Annotated in this window: 8 protein-coding genes; 2 read left to right on the forward strand and 6 right to left on the reverse strand. The window is 65.1% G+C overall.

Features of this window, described 5'->3' with window-relative positions; all coding sequences use genetic code 11:
- Positions 1 to 86: 86 nt before the first annotated feature.
- The 6 genes from AC6CR5_RS00900 to AC6CR5_RS00925 form a co-directional block, all read right to left on the reverse strand.
- On the reverse strand, positions 87 to 9,182 hold the full coding sequence (locus AC6CR5_RS00900) for a retention module-containing protein (protein WP_498085202.1): 9,096 nt from the start codon (positions 9,180 to 9,182) through the stop codon (positions 87 to 89).
- A gap of 85 nt (positions 9,183 to 9,267) precedes the next feature.
- On the reverse strand, positions 9,268 to 9,924 hold the full coding sequence (locus tag AC6CR5_RS00905) for a helix-turn-helix transcriptional regulator (RefSeq protein ID WP_238920994.1): 657 nt from the start codon (positions 9,922 to 9,924) through the stop codon (positions 9,268 to 9,270).
- Positions 9,925 to 9,943: 19 nt separating this feature from the next.
- Positions 9,944 to 11,380 carry an HlyD family type I secretion periplasmic adaptor subunit gene (locus AC6CR5_RS00910; protein ID WP_006387945.1) on the reverse strand — a complete coding sequence of 479 codons (1,437 nt, stop codon included), beginning with the start codon at positions 11,378 to 11,380 and terminating at the stop codon, positions 9,944 to 9,946.
- A 7-nt stretch (positions 11,381 to 11,387) separates the two neighbouring features.
- Positions 11,388 to 13,553 (reverse strand): type I secretion system permease/ATPase, encoded by a 2,166-nt coding sequence (locus AC6CR5_RS00915; RefSeq protein WP_035201587.1) that lies wholly within the window; start codon positions 13,551 to 13,553, stop codon positions 11,388 to 11,390.
- Positions 13,537 to 13,749 (reverse strand): hypothetical protein, encoded by a 213-nt coding sequence (locus AC6CR5_RS00920; RefSeq protein WP_006387947.1) that lies wholly within the window; start codon positions 13,747 to 13,749, stop codon positions 13,537 to 13,539. Before AC6CR5_RS00920 ends, AC6CR5_RS00915 begins: the two co-directional genes overlap by 17 nt.
- 23 nt (positions 13,750 to 13,772) lie before the next feature.
- Complete coding sequence (locus AC6CR5_RS00925) at positions 13,773 to 15,287, reverse strand: TolC family outer membrane protein (protein WP_024068383.1); 1,515 nt, start codon at positions 15,285 to 15,287, stop codon at positions 13,773 to 13,775.
- 513 nt (positions 15,288 to 15,800) lie between these two features.
- On the opposite strand from AC6CR5_RS00925, the gene leuC reads away from it, so the two are divergent.
- Together leuC and leuD are read left to right on the forward strand one after the other, a co-directional pair.
- A complete protein-coding gene (gene leuC, locus AC6CR5_RS00930) occupies positions 15,801 to 17,204 on the forward strand; it encodes a 3-isopropylmalate dehydratase large subunit (RefSeq protein ID WP_498085203.1) in 1,404 nt (467 codons plus the stop codon).
- 22 nt (positions 17,205 to 17,226) lie between these two features.
- Complete coding sequence (leuD, locus tag AC6CR5_RS00935) at positions 17,227 to 17,877, forward strand: 3-isopropylmalate dehydratase small subunit (RefSeq protein WP_006387950.1); 651 nt, start codon at positions 17,227 to 17,229, stop codon at positions 17,875 to 17,877.
- Positions 17,878 to 17,880: the final 3 nt, after the last annotated feature.

Genomic DNA, 17,880 nt, shown 5'->3' on the forward strand with positions numbered 1-17,880 from the left:
AAATCCCCGCGCCGCCTGCGCGCCGCGTCGCCATACCTTGTCATCCGAACGGGCAGGGCCGCGCAATGGCCCTGCCCGCCGGCTGCTTAGCTGTGGTCGACGTTCAGTTTGCCCTTCTGCAACAGGTCATTGATGATGGCCTGGTTGTTCAGCTGGCCGCCCTGCGTCAGGTCGACGTTCTCCAGCACGATCTTCTGGTCCGCGCCCTGGGTGCCAAGCTTGCCCTGGGTGTTGACGTCGATGACCGTGTTGTTGCCTTCCTTGTGGAAGTTCAGGTATTGCGTCAGGGTGCCATCCTTTTCGCCGACCAGCAGGTCCTTCAGGTCCAGGACGTCGCCGCCATCGGCGGGCTTGTCCAGCGAGAAGTCCTTGATGGTGTCGACGGCCGGCTTGGCGGTCGTGCCCTGGTCGCCCAGTTCCCACTTGAAGGTATCGCTGCCGGCGCCGCCGATCAGCGTGTCGTCGCCCTTGCCGCCGATCAGCAGGTCGTTGCCGTTGCCGCCTTCCAGCGTGTCGTTGCCCGAGCCGCCATGCAGCACGTCGTTGCCTTCGCCGCCGTACAGCTTGTCGTCGCCGGCGCCACCATAGATGATGTCGTTGCCATCGTCGCCGTACAGGGTATCGTTGCCGCCCTGGCCGTAGATGATGTCGTCGCCGGTGCCGCCGTGGATCGTGTCATCGCCGCCGCGCGGGTCGTCGGCCAGGTTGAAGTCGGCGTGGTGGTCCTTCAGGTACGAGTAGACGTCGGTGCTGGTCGCCGGACGGCCAAGGTTGAAGGTCAGGTAGTCCACCAGCGCCTTCATGCCTTGCCCGTCGTGCGTGCCCGCCGCGACATCGCCCCAGGTGAGGTGATCGGTGTTGATCGTATCGCCGAATATGATGTCATGCCCCGCGCCGCCATTGATGATGTCGTTGCCGACCGGTGCCGGGTCCGTGTTGACCTTGCCGCCCTGCAAGGCGGCGTCGAGGTCGCCTGGCTTGAGCACGATGTCGACGTCGCCGCCGTTCGAGCTCACCACGTTGGACGAGGTGAACGAGGTCTGGACAATGTTGTCAATGCGGACTGTGGCGCTTTGGCCGTTGTCCGTATTGTCGGAGAGGTCGTAGACCAGGCGGTACGAACCCGGCGGGAACAGTCCAGTGGTGATAGTTTGCGAGCCGGAGAGGGCGGCGGTGTATTTGCCGCTGTCCACGGTGACCCACTTGCTGCCATCCCAGCGCTGCATGGACCACGAGAACGAGTCGCCCGTCGCGAAGTTGATCGTGCTGACGCCGAACGAGAACTTCACGTAGCTGGACGTGGTGAACGTCGGGCTGCCCGCCACCGTATGGCCGCCGCCATTGACGTCGACGAGTTGCAGCGTATTGCCACTGCGGCCGATGGAACTGCCGCTGCCATCGTTGCTACGGCTCCAGATGTTCAGATTGTTCCAGTTGCTGCTGGACGTGGAATTGCTGTTGAAGTCGGCCAGCGTGGCGCTGCTGCCGGAACCGATACCGGCATAGGACGTCGCGCCGCTTCCGCCGGTATTGTCGAACAGTTGCAGCAGGTCCTTGTTGATTTCCGGGCCGATGCCAATGCCGTGCACCTTGCTGACGTCCGCAAGCGGGCCAAAGCCGGCCAGGGACTCCTGCACCGTCGTCTTGTCGGTGCTGCTGCCACTGCCCCCGACCGTCGGATTGCCCCACCAGTCGGTGGTCATGTAGTAGGTCGGGTTGCCATCGGTCAGGAAGAATGTCAGGTTCTCGAACCCGGCGGCCGTCGAACTGCCCTGGCTGTTCTGGCCGTTGAACCACTGTACTGCGGTGTTGAAAGCGGATTCATAGTTGGTGCCGCCATCGGCGTACAGGGCGTTGATCGCATTCAACAGGGTGGTCAGCTTGGCCGGAGTGAGTCCGGAGATGGTCAGCGGTTCCCCGGCCGCCGTGGAAAAGCCGATCAACGCAACGTTGACCACGCCATCATGCTTGCTCAGTTGCGTTGCCAGGTTGATCAGCGCATCCTTGACCAGCTTCATGCGCGATTGCTCGTAAGAGGCATCCCGGGCACCATCCAGGCCCCACTTCATGCTGCCGGAGGTGTCCACCACCAGCGCGATGTTGTAGTTCTTGCCCGGTTCCACATTGGTGACCGTGCCTCCCTTGTCGCCGACGATGATGTCGTCACCGCTGCCGCCGCTGATTGGCGGATTGGTGCCGGTGCCGCTGCCCGTGTTTTCCCCCGTAATCATGTTGTTGGTCTTGATGGCAAAGTTGTAGTCGCCCGACGTGTCCTTGCCGCCGTTGGCGGTGCCGCCATCGTCGCGCACCTGGAAGCCGAACGAGGTGTCCTGGCCCGAGGCCGAAGGCGTGTAGACCAGTTTGCCCGCGGCGATGTCCGCGGCCGAAACCACGGTATTGACCGAGACTGCCTGGCCGTTGAGCGTCAGGGTGCCGTCCGTCGGCAGGCGCGTGATGATGACGCTGTCGAGCTGGTTGCCCTCGGCGCCGTCATTGAAGTTGAACTCGGCGGCGGTGAAGGTGTGGCTGCTGCCGGCATCGACGCTGGTGGCGTTGTCGGCGGCCACCGGCGCGTCGTTGGTGCCGATCACGTCGACCGTGATCTGCTGCTTGCCGGTGCCATCGGCCGAGACGACCTCGAAGGTTTCCTTCAGCACGGCGCCCGGCCGCAGATCCTGGACCACCTTCAGGCTGTTGTTCAGCGTGTAGGTCCAGTTGCCGTTGGCGTCGATCGAGAACGTGCCGTACTTGCCCGCCACGTTGGTCTGGGCGATCAGCGCGCTCTGGCCGGCGTCGGCGTCCGAGACCGTCAGCTTGCCGGTGGTGACCAGCGTCTTGTCCTCGATCACGGCGCCGGTGGACTGGCCGGTGATCTTGGCGATGTCGTTGGTGCCGGTGACGGTAATGGTGATGTCCTTGACCGCCGTGCCGCCATGGCCATCGTCCACCGTGACCTTGATGGTGTCGGTCACGGTTTCGCCTTCCTTCAGGGCCTGGACCTTGGTGCTGGCGTTGTCCAGCGTATAGGTCCACTTGCCGTTCTGATCGACGGTAAAGGTGCCGTACTGGCCCTTGCCCTCGTTGTTGACGGACCAGGTGTGCGTGTCGTTGGTGTCGACATCGGTCGTGGTCAGTTGGCCGGTGGTGACCAGTGTGCCGTCTTCCTTGACGGCGCCGGTGGCGGTGCCGCCGATGGTCGGGGCGTCGTTGGTGCCGGTGATGTCGATGGTGATGACCTGCGTGGCCTTGCCGCCGTTGCCGTCGTCCACGGTCACCGTGATGGAGTCAGTGGCCTTCTGGCCTTCGGCCAGGGCCTGGACCTTGGCGCTGTTGTTGTCCAGCACATAGGTCCACTTGCCGCTCTGGTCGAGCGTGAAGGTGCCGTACTGGCCCTTGCCGTCGTTGTTCAGCGACCAGGTGTGCTTGTCGTTGACGTCGACGTCTGCCTTGGCCAACTGGCCAGTCACCGTCTGGGTGCCATCTTCCTTGACGGCGCCGGTGGCCGTGCCGCTGATCGTCGGGGCGTCGTTGGTGCCGTTGATGGTGATGACCACCTTGCCGGTGGTGCCGTCGGCGCTGGTGACCGTGAAGGTCTCGGTCAGGTGCTCCTTGGCGCCCAGCTGCTGGATGGCCTTGGCGTCGTTGTCGAGCTTGAAGCTCCAGTTGCCATTGGCGTCGATCGAGAACTTGCCGTACTGGCCCTGGAAGTCGGTCTGCGGCTTGAACGAAGCCTGGCCGGCGTCCTTGTCGACGATGTCCAGCTTGCCGTTGGCGGTCAGGGTGGTGTCTTCCTGGACGGTGCCCTTGTCGTCGCCCGGCTTGCTCGGGGTGATGACGGCGGCATCGTTGGTGCCGGTGATGTCGACGGTGATGACCTGGGTCGCCGTGCCGCCGTTGCCGTCGTCGACGGTCACGGTGATGGTGTCGGTGACCTTCTGGCCTTCGGTCAGCGCCTGAACCTTGGCGCTGTCATTGTCGAGCACATAGGTCCACTTGCCGTTCTGGTCGACGGTGAAGGTGCCGTATTGGCCCTTGCCTTCATTGTTGACGGACCAGGTGTGCTTGTCGGTGGCATCGACGTCCTGCTTGGCCAACTGGCCGGACACGGTAGTGTCGGTCGCGTCTTCCTTGACCGCGCCCGTGGCCACGCCCGAGATGGTCGGGGTGTCGTTGGTGCCGTTGATGGTAATGGTGACCTGGCCGGTGGTGCCGTCGGCGGTCACGACGGTGAAGGTCTCGGTCAGATGGTCCTTGGCGCCCAGTTGCTGGATGGCCTTGGCGTCGTTGTCGAGCTTGAAGCTCCAATTGCCGTTGGCATCGATGGAGAACGTGCCGTACTGGCCCTGGAAGTCGGTCTGCGGACGGAATACGGCCTCGCCGGCATCCGGATCGACGACGTCGAGCTTGCCGCTGGCGGTCAGGGTGGTGTCTTCCTGGACCGTGCCCTTGTCGTCGCCCGGCTTGCTCGGGGTGATCACGGCGCCGTCGCTGGTGCCATCGACGGTGATGGTGATGACCTGGGTGGCCTTGCCGCCATGGCCGTCGTCGACGGTCACGGTGATGGTGTCGGTCAGGTGTTCGCCATCCTTGAGCGCCTTGACGTCCGGATTGGCGTTGTCGAGCTTGTAGGTCCACTTGCCGTTCTGGTCAAGCGTGAACGAACCATACTGGCCCTTGCCGTCATTGTTCAGCGACCAGGTGTGCGTGTCGTTGGTGTCGACGTCGTGCTTGGTCAGCTGACCGCTCACGTCCTGGTTGCTGCCTTCCTGGATCTGGCCAGTGGACGTGCCGGTGATGGTCGGGGCGTCGTTGGTGCCGGTGACCGTCACGGTAATGACCTGGGTGGCCTTGCCGCCGTTGCCGTCGTCGACGGTCACGGTGATGGTTTCGGTGGCCTTCTGGCCTTCGGCCAGGGCCTGCACCTTGGCGCTGTCGTTGTCCAGCGTGTAGGTCCACTTGCCGTTCTGGTCGAGCGTGAACGAACCGTACTGGCCCTTGCCGTCGTTGTCCAGCGACCAGGTGTGCTTGTCGTTGACGTCGACGTCGTGCTGGGTCAACTGGCCCGACACTGCCTTGGCGCCGTCTTCCGTGACGTCGCCGGTGGCCGCGCCCGTGATGGTCGGCGCGTCGTTGGTGCCGTTGATGGTGATGACGACCTGGCCCGTGGTGCCGTCGGCGCTGGTGACCGTGAAGGTCTCGGTCAGGTGCTCCTTGGCGCCCAACTGCTGGATGGCCTTGGCGTCGTTGTCGAGCTTGAAGCTCCAATTGCCGTTGGCATCGATCGAGAACGTGCCGTACTGGCCCTGGAAGTCGGTCTGCGGCTTGAACGTGGCTTCGCCGGCGTCCTTGTCGACGATGTCCAGCTTGCCGTTGGCGGTCAGGGTGGTGTCTTCCTGGACGGTGCCCTTGTCGTCGCCCGGCTTGCTGGGGGTGATGACGGCAGCGTCGTTGGTGCCGGTGATGTCGACGGTGATGGTCTTGGTGGCGGTGCCGCCATGGCCGTCGTCGACGGTCACGGTGATGGTGTCGGTGACCTTCTGGCCATCCTTGAGGGCCTGGACCTTGTCGCTGGTGTTGTCCAGCTCGTACTTCCAGTAGCCATTGGCATCGACGGTGAACTTGCCGTATTGGCCGTCGCCGTTATTGCTGACGGTCCAGGTGTGCGTGTCGGAAGTGTCGACGTCGGTGACGTCCAGCTTGCCGGTGGCGCTGGTGGCGCCGTCCTCGGCCACGGCGCCGTCGGTCTTGCCGCTCAGCTTCGGATCATCGTTGGTGCCGTCGATGGTGACGGTGATGGTGCTCTTGGTGCCATCGGCGGTGGTGACGGTGAAGGTTTCGACCAGCTTTTCGCCCACGGCCAGGGCCTGGACCTTGGGATCGTCGTTGTCGAGTTCGTACTTCCAGTTGCCGTTGGCGTCGATGGAGAACTTGCCGTGCTCGCCCTTGGCGTCGGTCTGCGGGTTGAAGGTGGCTTCGCCCGCGTCCTTGTCGGTCACGTCCAGCTTGCCGCCGGTGACGAGGTTGCCGTCTTCCTTGACGTTGCCGGCATCGTCGCCCGGCTTGCTCGGGGTGATGACGGCCGTGTCATTGGTGCCGGTGATGGTGACGGTGATGGTTTCAGTCGCCTTGCCGCCATGGCCGTCGTCGACAGTCACGGTGATGGTGTCGGTGACCTTCTGGCCATCCTTGAGGGCCTGGACCTTGTCGCTGGTGTTGTCCAGCTCGTACTTCCAGTTGCCATTGGCATCGACGGTGAACTTGCCGTATTGGCCGTCGCCGTTGTTGCTGACGGTCCAGGTGTGCGTGTCGGAAGTGTCGACGTCGGCGACGTCCAGCTTGCCGGTGGCGCTGGTGGTGCCGTCCTCGGCCACGGCGCCGTCGGTCTTGCCGCTCAGCTTCGGATCATCGTTGGTGCCGTCGATGGTGACGGTGATGGTGCTCTTGGTGCCATCGGCGGTGGTGACGGTGAAGGTTTCGACCAGCTTCTCGCCCACGGCCAGGGCCTGGACCTTGGGATCGTCGTTGTCGAGTTCGTACTTCCAGTTGCCGTTGGCGTCGATGGAGAACTTGCCGTGCTCGCCCTTGGCGTCGGTCTGCGGGTTGAACGTGGCTTCGCCCGCGTCCTTGTCGGTCACGTCCAGCTTGCCGCCGGTGACGAGGTTGCCGTCTTCCTTGACGTTGCCTTGGTCATCGCCATCCTTGCTGGGGGTGATGACGGCAGCGTCGTTGGTGCCGGTGATGTCGACGGTGATGGTCTTGGTGGCGGTGCCGCCATGGCCGTCGTCGACAGTCACGGTGATGGTGTCGGTGACCTTCTGGCCATCCTTCAGGGCTTGGACCTTGTCGCTGGTGTTGTCCAGCTCGTACTTCCAGTTGCCATTGGCATCGACGGTGAACTTGCCATATTGGCCGTCGCCGTTGTTGCTGACGGTCCAGGTGTGCGTGTCGGAAGTGTCGACGTCGGCGACGTCCAGCTTGCCGGTGGCGCTGGTGGTGCCGTCCTCGGCCACGGCGCCGTCGGTCTTGCCGCTCAGCTTCGGATCATCGTTGGTGCCGTCGATGGTGACGGTGATGGTGCTCTTGGTGCCATCGGCGGTGGTGACGGTGAAGGTCTCGACCAGCTTCTCGCCCACGGCCAGGGCCTGGACCTTGGGATCGTCGTTGTCGAGTTCGTACTTCCAGTTGCCGTTGGCGTCGATGGAGAACTTGCCGTGCTCGCCCTTGGCGTCGGTCTGCGGGTTGAAGGTGGCTTCGCCCGCGTCCTTGTCGGTCACGTCCAGCTTGCCGCCGGTGACGAGGTTGCCGTCTTCCTTGACGTTGCCTTGGTCATCGCCGTCCTTGCTGGGGGTGATGACGGCAGCGTCGTTGGTGCCGGTGATGGTGACGGTGATGGTTTCAGTCGCCTTGCCGCCATGGCCGTCATCGACCGTGACCGTGATGGTGTCGGTGACCGTTTCGCCTTCCTTCAGGGCCTGGACCTTGTCGCTGCCGTTGTCCAGCGTGTAGGTCCACTTGCCGCTGCCGTCGACCGTGAACGAGCCGTACTGGCCCTTGCCGCCATCGTTGACGGTCCAGGTATGGGTGTCGTTGGTATCGACGTCGTGCTGGGTCAGCTGGCCGGACACGGTGTCGCTGGTGTCGTCTTCGCGGATCTCGCCGACCGTGGTGCCGCTGATGGTCGGGGCGTCGTTGGTGCCCGTGACCGTGACCGTGATGACCTGGGTGGCCTTGCCGCCGTGGCCGTCGTCGACGGTCACCGTGATGGTATCGGTGACCTTCTGGCCCTCGGCCAGCGCCTGGACCTTGTCGCTGTTGTTGTCCAGCACGTACGTCCACTTGCCGTTCTGGTCGACGGTCAGGGTGCCGTACTGGCCCTTGCCGCCATCGTTGACGGACCAGGTATGGGTGTCGCTGGTGTCGACGTCCTGCTTGGCCAATTGGCCCGAGACCTCCTGCGCGCCGTCTTCCTTGACGTCGCCGGCCGCTTCGCCGCTGATGGTCGGGGCGTCGTTGGTGCCATTGATGGTGATGGTGACCGTGCCGGTGGTGCCGTCGGCGGTGGTGACGGTGAAGGTCTCGGTCAGCTTCTCGCCCACGGCCAGCGCCTGCACGCGCGGGTCGGCCTGGTTCAGGTTGTAGACCCAGTTGCCGTTGGCGTCGATGGAGAACGTGCCGTGCACACCCGCGCGGTCGGCCACGGCCACGAAGAACGACTGGCCATCGTCCGCGTCGACGACATTGAGCTTGCCATTCGCGGTGGAGACTTCGTCTTCCTTGACCGTGCCGGCGTCGTCGCCCGGCTTGGCGGCGGTGATCTGGGCCGGGTCATTGACGCCGACCACGGTCACTTCCACGGTGGCGGTGGAGGTCGCGCCGCTGGGGTCGGTGACCACGTAGGAAATCGTGGTGGTCGTGGTCTGGCCCTCCGGCAGGTGCTGGAAGCTGGTGCCAGGCACGAACACATAGCTGCCGTCCGGCTGCACGATGAAGGTGCCGCCGTTGGAGCCGGTGACAGCGACGCCATTCGGCGTCATGGGGCGGCCGTTGATCGAGACCAGGCTCAACGGATCGCCGTCGGGATCGCTGTCGTTGATCAGCAGGTTGCCGCGCACGGCGCTCTTTTCATCGGTGCGGGCAACGTCATTGATGGCCAGGGGCGCGTTGTTGTTGTCGCCCGCGGCGCCGCCGTCACCACCGGCGCCGCTGGAGGCGCGGTCGATCGTGTCGGCGCCACGGCCCGGATTGGGGTAGGCCAGGTCCAGCGGGCTGGTGGTTTCCAGGATACGGGCCAGGCGCACGAAGCTGCCGCCGCCGTCGTCGCCGCTGCCGCCGGTCAGGGTGGCGGCGGTCGGATCCAGCACGTCGAACGGATCCTGGCCCGCTTGCAAGGCCGCCAGCAGGCGGTCGGAGTCGGTGCCCTTGGGCGCGGCCACGGCCGCTTCGGTCGGGTCGGCCAGCGGGCCGGCCATGTCCTCGGTGACCGCCACCGCCCGGCCTTCGCCGATCACGATCGGCATGCCATTTTCCACCTGCAGCGCCACCGTGGCGCCCGATGCCGTGACGATGTCGCTGCCGGCGGGCACCTTGCTGCCTTGGTGCAGCTCGGTCAGGGACCCGTCGCTATTGCGTATCCACGCGCGACCGGTGATTTCGTTGACGACAGCGGGGGAGGAGTTGGCCATGTTGGTTCCGTTTCAGGGAGTTATCCAAGATGGCCTAGATACTAGAGGGGGCCGCCGCGCGGCGGTATTGTCCTCGAGGACAGGTTCACGAGGGGATTTTGCTGCGCGTATCGGCCGGCGCCGAGATGCCGTGCACCCGCAGCGCCAGTTGCAGGCGGTCGGTCACCTCGAGTTTTTCGAAGACCGCCGACAGGTGGGCCTTGACGGTGCGCTCGGTGATGCCGAGCGCGTCGGCGATCTGGGCGTTGGACTGGCCGCTGGCGGCGTAGCGCGCCACGGTGGTTTCACGCTCGGTCAGGGTGCCGTTGTCCCAGGACCGGCTGTCCTGCGCGCGCTCCGTGACCAGCCGCAGCAGGCGCGTCACCAACGAACGACCCATCCAGATGCCGCCGGAGGCGACTACCTCCAGCGCCTGCGCCAGGGCGGGCGCCGGGGCGTAGCTGTGGCAATACCCCAAAGCGCCGGCGCCCAGCGCCTGGGAGCCCTGTTCGTCGTTGGGACTGGCGCTGGCCACCACCACCTGCAGCCCGGCGAGCTGGGCATTCCAGGCGGGGTCCTGCCAGGACGGCAGTCGCGGCAGGTCGGTGTCCACCACCGCCAGGGCGCGGCCCTGCTCGCGCCAGCGCTGCAGGTCCGCCAGGCCGCGCCCGCGGGCCGCCAGCCAGCGCGCCGGATCCAGGGCGCGCCAGTGCTGCCACAACAGGTCGTCGTGCGTAATCAACAAGACGGGAACGGATTTCATAAAGCCTTCTCGCTCTCCTCTAACGCTCGGTAAAGGCGTTGGCCTTCGCGCGCAGCACCGGCTTGAGCAGGTACTGCAACACGGTGCGCTTGCCGGTCAGGACGTGGACCTCGGCCACCATCCCGGGGATGATGGGCAGGTTCTTGTCGCCCACCGTGCTGCGGTCCGTGCGGACCCGCACCACGTAATAGGAATTGCCTTTCTCGTCGGTCACGGTGTCGGCGCCGATCTGCTCGACCTTGCCTTCCAGACCGCCATAGATGGCGAAGTCGTAGGCGGTGAACTTGACCTCCGCCTTCTGGTCGGGGTGCAAAAAGCCGATGTCGCGCGGCAGGATGCGCACCTCCAGCAGCAGGGTGTCGTCCTTGGGCACGATCTCGATGATGTCCTTGCCCGGCTGGACCACGCCGCCCACGGTGTTGTTGAACAGCGTCTTGACCGTGCCGCGCACCGGGGCGCGCACTTCGGCCAGCTTGACGCGGTCGGCCAGGGCCAGCTTGCCCTCGCGCAGGGTCGACAGCTTGGTGTTGGTCTCGGACAACTCGTTGCGGGCCTGGTTGCGGATGTTCAGCTCGGATTCCTCGAGCTTGCTCTGGGCTTCCTTGATGGAGGCCTGGATGCGGTCGATCTGGGCCTCGGCGCCTTTCTGTTCGCCGCAGTAGCGGGCCACGTCGCGTTGCAGGCGCAGCAGGTCGACCTCGGACACCGCGCCGCTCTTGAGCAGCGGCCGGGTCACCTGCAATTCGCGCGAGGTCAGGCCGCAGCTGGCCGACGCCTGGTCGCGCTTGGCGATGGTCTCGCGCAGTTCTTCCTGGCGCTGCTTGAGCTGTTCGCGGGCGACGTTGACGGTGGCGTTCAGTTCGGTGGTGCGGGCCTGCCAGGCGTTGCGCTCCATTTCGGCCAGGCCGGGCGCCTGCTTCAGCACTTCTTCGGGCGCGACGAAGGGTTCGCCCGTGGCCAGCGCCTTCAGGCGCGCCGACTTGGCCAGCAGCGACAGGTATTCGGCATTGTTTTCGCCCAGCGACGAGGCGAAGCGGGTGGAATCGATCTTCAGCAGGATCTGGCCAGCCTCGACCTCCTGGCCGGGCTTGACCAGGATTTCCTCGACGATGCCGCCGTCCAGGCTCTGGATGATCTGTACCTGGCGCGAGGGCACGACCTTGCCTTCGCCGCGCACGACTTCGTCGATATAGCCGAAGGCCGCCCACAGCAGCAGCAGGAAGACGGCCAGCAGGCTGGTCCACAGCAGCACACGGGCGCCGCGCGCCTGCGATTCGTGGATGACCCATTCGGCGTTGCCGACGTAGTCGGTGCGCGCCTTGGGTTTGCCTTTCTCGGCGCCGTCGAGCAGGCGGTCGAAGAAGTAAATGAAGACGCCGCGTATGCGCAGCCACAGCCGCTTGAGCAGGCCGGGCCGGGCAAGGGCGGGTTTCGGGATGGCGGTGGTGTTGTCCATGCGGCTCTCAGCTTCCGCGTCCGACGCGCCCCTGGCGCAGGGCTTCGACGACCTGTTCCTTGGGGCCATCGGCCACGATGTGGCCGTTATCGATGACGATCAGGCGATCGACCAGTTCCAGCAGGGCGGTGCGGTGCGTCACCAGCAGGATGGTCTTGTTGGCGCTGGCTTCGCCCAGGCGGCGGCGCAGCTGGGCCTCGCTCTGGTGATCCATGTTGCTGCTGGGTTCGTCCAGCAGCAGGATGGGCGGATCGTTGATCAGCGCCCGCGCCACCGCCACCGACTGGCGCTGGCCGCCCGACAGCGACTCGCCGCGCTCGCCGATGAGCATGTCGAAGCCGTTCGGGTGCAGGTTGGCGAACTCGGTCACGCCGGCCATGTTGGCCGCCGCCAGGATGCTGGCGTCGTCGGCGTAGGGCGCGCCCATCGCCAGGTTGTGCTTGAGGCTGCCGTAGAACAGCAGCGGGTCCTGCGGCACGTGGCCGATGGCGCGGCGCACGTCGGCCGGGTCGATCTGGCGCACGTCCACGCCGTCCAGCAGGACCGCGCCCTCGGTCGGCTGGAACAGCGCCAAGGCAAGCTTTTCCAGCGTGGTCTTGCCTGAGCCGATGCGGCCGATGATGCCGACCTTTTCGCCCGGCTTGAGCTTGAAGGACACCTTCTTGAGCACCGGCTGGGTGCTGCCCGGGTAGGTGAAGCTGACGTCGCGGAATTCCAGGCCGCCGTGGAACACCGGGCGGTGCAGGAACTCGGCCTCGGCCGGGCGTTCGATCGGCAGCTTCATGTAGTTGTCGATCGAACCCAGCGAGGTGCGGGCATTCTGGTATTGCATCAGCAGGCCGGCCACCTGGCCCAGCGGGGCCAGGCAGCGGCCGGCGATCATCGAGGCGGCGATGATGCCGCCCATCGATAGGGCCGAATCCTGCGCCAGGTACACGCCGATGATCACGACCGCGATCGACACCAGCTGCTGCACCGCCTGCACGAAGCCCACGGTGGACGACGAGATCAGCTTGAGCTTGCCGCCCGTCTGCGCGATGAACTCGGTGGAACGCTCCCAGTTGCGCTGGATCGCGCCCTGGGCGTTGAGGGTCTTGACCGCTTCCAGCCCCGTAAGGGCCTCGACCAGGGTGGCATTGCGCTGCGACGAAGCCTGGAAAGAAGCCATCGTCAGCGCTTCCATGCGCGCCTGCGCGGCCAGCGACACCACCAGGATCAGCACGATCGCCACCACCGGTGGCAGCACCATCCATGGCGAGATCCAGGCCAGCGCGGCCAGGAACAGCAGGATGAAGGGCAGGTCCACCAGCGTGGTGATGGTGGCCGAGGCGATGAAGTCGCGGATCGATTCGAACGAGCGCAGGTTGGCGGCGAACGAGCCGACCGACACCGGGCGGCCTTCCATGCGCAGGTCCAGCACCCGTTCCATGATCTGCGCCGACAGGCGCACGTCGACCCGCTTGCTGGCGCTGTCGACCACGTGCGAGCGCGCCGTGCTCAGGATCATGTTGAAGATCACCACCAGGGTGATGCCCAGCGCCAGCACCCAGAGCGTCTCGACGGCGTTGTTGGGCACCACGCGGTCATACACGTTCATGGTGAACAGCGGCATCGCCATCGCGAAGATGTTGATCAGCAGCGCGGCGATGAGCGCGTCGCGGTACAGGCGCCGGTTTTCCATGATGGCGGCCCAGAACCAGTGGCGTTCGCGCACCTTGGCCACTTCCGGCGCGCGCGCGTCGAAGCGGAACTGCGGCCGCACGAAACAGACCAGGCCGGTGTATTGCGCGTCCAGCTCGGCCGCGCTCATCTCGACCGCGCTGCCGCCCAGCTCGGGATGGCTGATCACGCACTTGTCGCCATCCCTCTTGAGCAGCAGGCAGGCCCGCTCGCCATTCAGCAGCAGGATGGCCGGCAACAGGTCCGACGGCAGGCCGTCCAGCGGGCGCTTGACCACGCGCGCCGACAACTGCGCGCGCGCCGCCGCTCGCGGCAGCAGGGCCGGGGTCAGGCGATGCGACTCCAGCGGCAGGCCGGCGGACAGCGCCTGCGCGGTGGCCGCCACGCCGTGCAGCCGGGTGATCTCGACCAGGCAGTCCAGCAGCGGGTCGTCATGCGCGGCGCGCGCGTCGGCGCGCCATTCCCGGGCGGCGGCGTCAGATAACTTGTCCATCATCGTCATCCAGCAGGTCCAGATGCTCCGAGAGTCGCGCGCGCTGTTGCTTGCGCTGGGTGAGTTTTTGCTGGGCCTGTATCGGCAGGTCCGTCATGCGCAAGGTGCCATTGGCGATCAAGGCGTCGATCAAGTCTTCCAACACGCGGACGAAGTCCGCATCCAACCGTGAAAAGTCGTTGTCCTCTGTAGCCATATGGCCTCCTTGCGCGCGCCTCGTCAGGGACGGGCCTGGGCGGCGGGCGCGTTCAGCGGCACCAGCGTGGGCGGCAGGGTGCCTTCGTTGTATTGCACACGCACTGGCGTCAGCCGCGCCGAATCGGGCACCGTGGAATTGCACAGGCGGATGACATCGTCGGACACCACCAGCTTGCCGTTTTCCTCGGGCATTTCGTTGCGCGCGGGCTGCAGCGTCAGCGCCGGCAGCAGCTTATGCGAAAGCGCCAGCCAGCGATACTGGGCCAGCCTCAGGTCATAGACCGCGTTGGTCAGCGCGCGGCGCGATTCGAACAGTTCGTTTTCGGTGTTGAGCAGGTCGAGCAGGGTGCGTTGGCCAATCTGGAACTGCTGGCGATAGGCATCGCGCACCTTGGCCGTGGCCATTTCGTGGTCGCGCAGGAAGGGCAGCTTTTCCTGCAGGCTGGTGATGTTGTTCCAGGCCACGGCCAGGTCCTGCTGGACGTTGCGGCAGGTGTAGTCGCGCACGTCGCGGGCCGCGTAGGATTGGGCTGCCGTCTGGCGCACCCGGGCCGAATCGGCGCCGCCGCGGTACAGGTTGTAGTTCATGACCACCTGGACGCTGGAGCTGCGGATGTTGCGGTTTTCCGGCGTCGGGTCGTTCTGGTCGCGGCCGGTGGCGGCGACGAATTCGAACTTGGGCGAGAACGCGCCCTTGGAGGAGGCCACGCCCGCTTCCGCCGCCTGCAGGGCGGCCTGCTTGGACAGGAAGCTGGGGTTGCGGCGCAGCGACTCGTTGAAGTTGCCGGGCTTGGTCGGCAGCTTGTCGGAGATGTCCGGCACCGGCTGCATCGACTCGGGCGGCAGGGCGCCGGTCACGCGCTGGAAGCGCTGCTGCACGTCCAGCAGGTTGGTGGTTTCGGTCATCAGGTTGGTCTGGGCCAGCGCCAGGCGGCCGCCGGCCTGTTCCAGGTCGACGCGCCGGCCCACGCCGGATTCCGTGCGCTGGCCGATCTGCTTGAGGGTTTCCTCGTGCAGAGAGTAATTCTGGCGGGCCAGCAGTTCCATGTCGCGGTAGCGCTGCAGGTCGATGTAGGCCTGCACGGCGGCCAGGGCGGTGCTGTCGCTGGTGGCCAGCACGTCATAGAAGCGCGCCAGCTTGTCGAACCCGGCCTGCTTGACGTCGTTGCTGGTGCGGAAGCCGTCGAAAATCAGCTGGCGCAGTTCGAAGTTGTAGCCCGGGCGGTTCCAGTTCTGCGAGCCGACGCCGGGGACGTTGTTGCGGTATTCGCGGCCGACATAGCCCAATGCATTGACTTGCGGGAAGAACGCGCCGCGCGCCACTGCCTGGCCTTCCAGCGACGCCTGGAAATCGTGGTATTTCGCCTGGATTTCGGGGTTGCTGAGCAGGGTCTGTTCAACAATCTGGTTCAACGTCGTGACGCCCGGGGCGGGCGCCGCAGTGCTGGAATCCGCCGCGGCGGGCTGGGCAAAGGTGACAGGAACGAATGCCAACGCCAGGGCGGAAACCGAGGTCTTAAGCAGAAACGAAGACATAGGGATTATTCGCGAGTCAAGTTTGGGATTAGTAGCCGGCATATTGTGTGCAAATGTCAGAATTGACGAGTCAAGATTTGTTAATTCTTGACGGATCTTGCCGGCCCGTCGGGATTTGTTTCGCGGAAATCACGACAATTGACGGGATTTTCGCGAAATTCAACATGGACGGATTAATCAAAAACTATTAATGCGTTTTATGTCGCATTATTTCGGTTTCTGCTTTGCCACATTGAAACTTGATTATACCTGCTTGCGTCTTTTGTATCTAAATTGTTTTTATATCTCACTCGCCGATTATCTGCCGCTTTTCGTCGGGATCCACGCGCGGAAACCGTGATACCGATGTCGAGGACCAAGGCATGGTGGTATTGCATGTACTAGTATTGTCGGTGTGCTTGTACTAGGTTTGGTCGCTGTGCATAATTCTTCCATGCCGCAGCGGCCGGCGCGGGAACGTTTGGTTTCTTCGCGCCAGGCACCAGCCGGATTGTCTACTTGCAGAGCGCATCCATGGCCCAAACCCTTTACGACAAACTCTGGGACGCCCACATCGTCCACCAGGAATCAGACGGCACCTGTCTGCTCTATATCGATCGCCACCTGCTGCATGAAGTGACCAGCCCGCAGGCGTTCGAAGGGCTGGCCATCGCCGAGCGCAAGCCATGGCGCAACGGCGCCAACCTGGCGGTCGCCGACCACAACGTGCCGACGATGAACCGCGCCCAGGGCATCGACGACCCCATCTCGCGCCTGCAGGTCGACACGCTCGACGCCAACTGCGACAAGTACGGCATCACCGAATTCCGCATGAACGACCTGCGCCAGGGCATCGTCCACGTCATCGGGCCGGAGCAGGGCGCCACCCTGCCGGGCATGACCGTGGTCTGTGGCGATTCGCACACCAGCACGCACGGCGCGCTGGGCGCGCTGGCGTTCGGCATCGGCACGTCCGAGGTCGAACACGTGCTGGCCACGCAGACGCTGCTCATGAAGAAGGCCAAGAGCATGCTGATCAAGGTCGAAGGTGAACTGCCGTTCGGCTGTACGGCCAAGGACGTCGTGCTGCACGTCATCGGCATCATCGGCACCGCCGGCGGCACCGGCCACGCCATCGAATTCGCCGGCAGCACCATCCGCGCGCTGTCGGTCGAAGGCCGCATGACGGTCTGCAACATGGCCATCGAGGCCGGCGCCCGTTCCGGCATGGTCGCCGTCGACGACAAGACCATCGAATACTTCCGCGGCCGTCCGTTCGCACCGTCGGGCGTGCTGTGGGACCACGCCGTGGCCTACTGGCGCACGCTGCATACCGACGCAGGCGCCAAGTTCGACACCGTGGTCGAAGTCAACGCCCGCGACATCAAGCCGCAGGTCACCTGGGGCACCTCGCCCGAAATGGTGCTGCCGGTCGACTCGCGCGTGCCGGACCCCGACCGCGAAAAAGACGATGTGCGCCGCAGCGGCATGGAACGCGCGCTCGAATACATGGGCCTCAAGCCCAATACGCCGCTGACCGACATCCGCGTGGACCGCGTCTTCATCGGCTCCTGCACCAACTCGCGCATCGAGGACCTGCGCGCCGCCGCCGTCGTGGCGCGCGGCAAGCACGTGGCCTCCAACGTGCGCCAGGCCATGGTGGTGCCGGGTTCCGGACTGGTCAAGCAGCAGGCCGAGAGCGAAGGCCTGGACAAGATCTTCATCGAGGCGGGCTTCGAATGGCGCGAGCCGGGCTGCTCGATGTGCCTGGCGATGAACGCCGACCGGCTCGAGCCGGGCGAGCGCTGTGCCTCGACCTCGAACCGCAACTTCGAAGGCCGCCAGGGTCAGGGTGGCCGCACCCACCTGGTGAGCCCGGCGATGGCCGCGGCCGCCGCCGTGGCCGGCCACTTCGTCGACGTCCGCACGTTCCGTTAAGCGCCCACCGAGTACCGACATCATGCAAGCATTCACCACTCACGAAGGCCTGGTGGCTCCGCTCGACCGCGAAAACGTAGACACGGACCTCATCATCCCCAAGCAGTTCCTCAAGTCCATCAAGCGCACCGGCTTTGGCCCCAATCTGTTCGACGAGCTGCGCTACCTGGACCACGGCGAACCGGGCATGGACAACAGTAAGCGTCCGCTCAACCCCGATTTCGTGCTGAACCAGCCGCGCTACCAGGGCGCTTCGGTGCTGCTGGCGCGCAAGAACTTCGGTTGCGGCTCGAGCCGCGAGCACGCGCCCTGGGCGCTGACCCAGTTCGGTTTCCGCGCCATCATCGCGCCGTCGTACGCCGACATTTTCTTCAACAACAGCTTCAAGAACGGCCTGCTGCCCATCGTGCTGTCCGAGCTCGAAGTGGCGCGCCTGTTCGACGAAGTGAAGGCCTTCCCGGGCTACAAGCTCAATATCGACCTGGAGCGCCAGGAAGTGGTGGCGGCCGACGGCCGCGCCATGAAGTTCGACATCGAGCCGTTCCGCAAGTACTGCCTGCTGAACGGCTTCGACGATATCGGCCTGACCCTGCGCCACGCCGACAAGATCCGCGCCTTCGAGGCCGAGCGCCTGGCCCGCCATCCCTGGCTGGAAAGCCGGCCGATCGCCTGACAG

It is taken from the genome of Achromobacter sp. EG18 (assembly GCF_059759395.1).

Excerpts from the sequence above, each read along its gene's own strand:
- AC6CR5_RS00900 (WP_498085202.1), bottom strand. The coding sequence starts at position 9,182 with ATGGCCAACTCCTCCCCCGCTGTCGTCAACGAAATCACCGGTCGCGCG.
- AC6CR5_RS00905 (WP_238920994.1), bottom strand. The coding sequence starts at position 9,924 with ATGAAATCCGTTCCCGTCTTGTTGATTACGCACGACGACCTGTTGTGG.
- AC6CR5_RS00910 (WP_006387945.1), bottom strand. The coding sequence starts at position 11,380 with ATGGACAACACCACCGCCATCCCGAAACCCGCCCTTGCCCGGCCCGGC.
- AC6CR5_RS00915 (WP_035201587.1), bottom strand. The coding sequence starts at position 13,553 with ATGGACAAGTTATCTGACGCCGCCGCCCGGGAATGGCGCGCCGACGCG.
- AC6CR5_RS00920 (WP_006387947.1), bottom strand. The coding sequence starts at position 13,749 with ATGGCTACAGAGGACAACGACTTTTCACGGTTGGATGCGGACTTCGTC.
- AC6CR5_RS00925 (WP_024068383.1), bottom strand. The coding sequence starts at position 15,287 with ATGTCTTCGTTTCTGCTTAAGACCTCGGTTTCCGCCCTGGCGTTGGCA.
- leuC (WP_498085203.1), top strand. The coding sequence starts at position 15,801 with ATGGCCCAAACCCTTTACGACAAACTCTGGGACGCCCACATCGTCCAC.
- leuD (WP_006387950.1), top strand. The coding sequence starts at position 17,227 with ATGCAAGCATTCACCACTCACGAAGGCCTGGTGGCTCCGCTCGACCGC.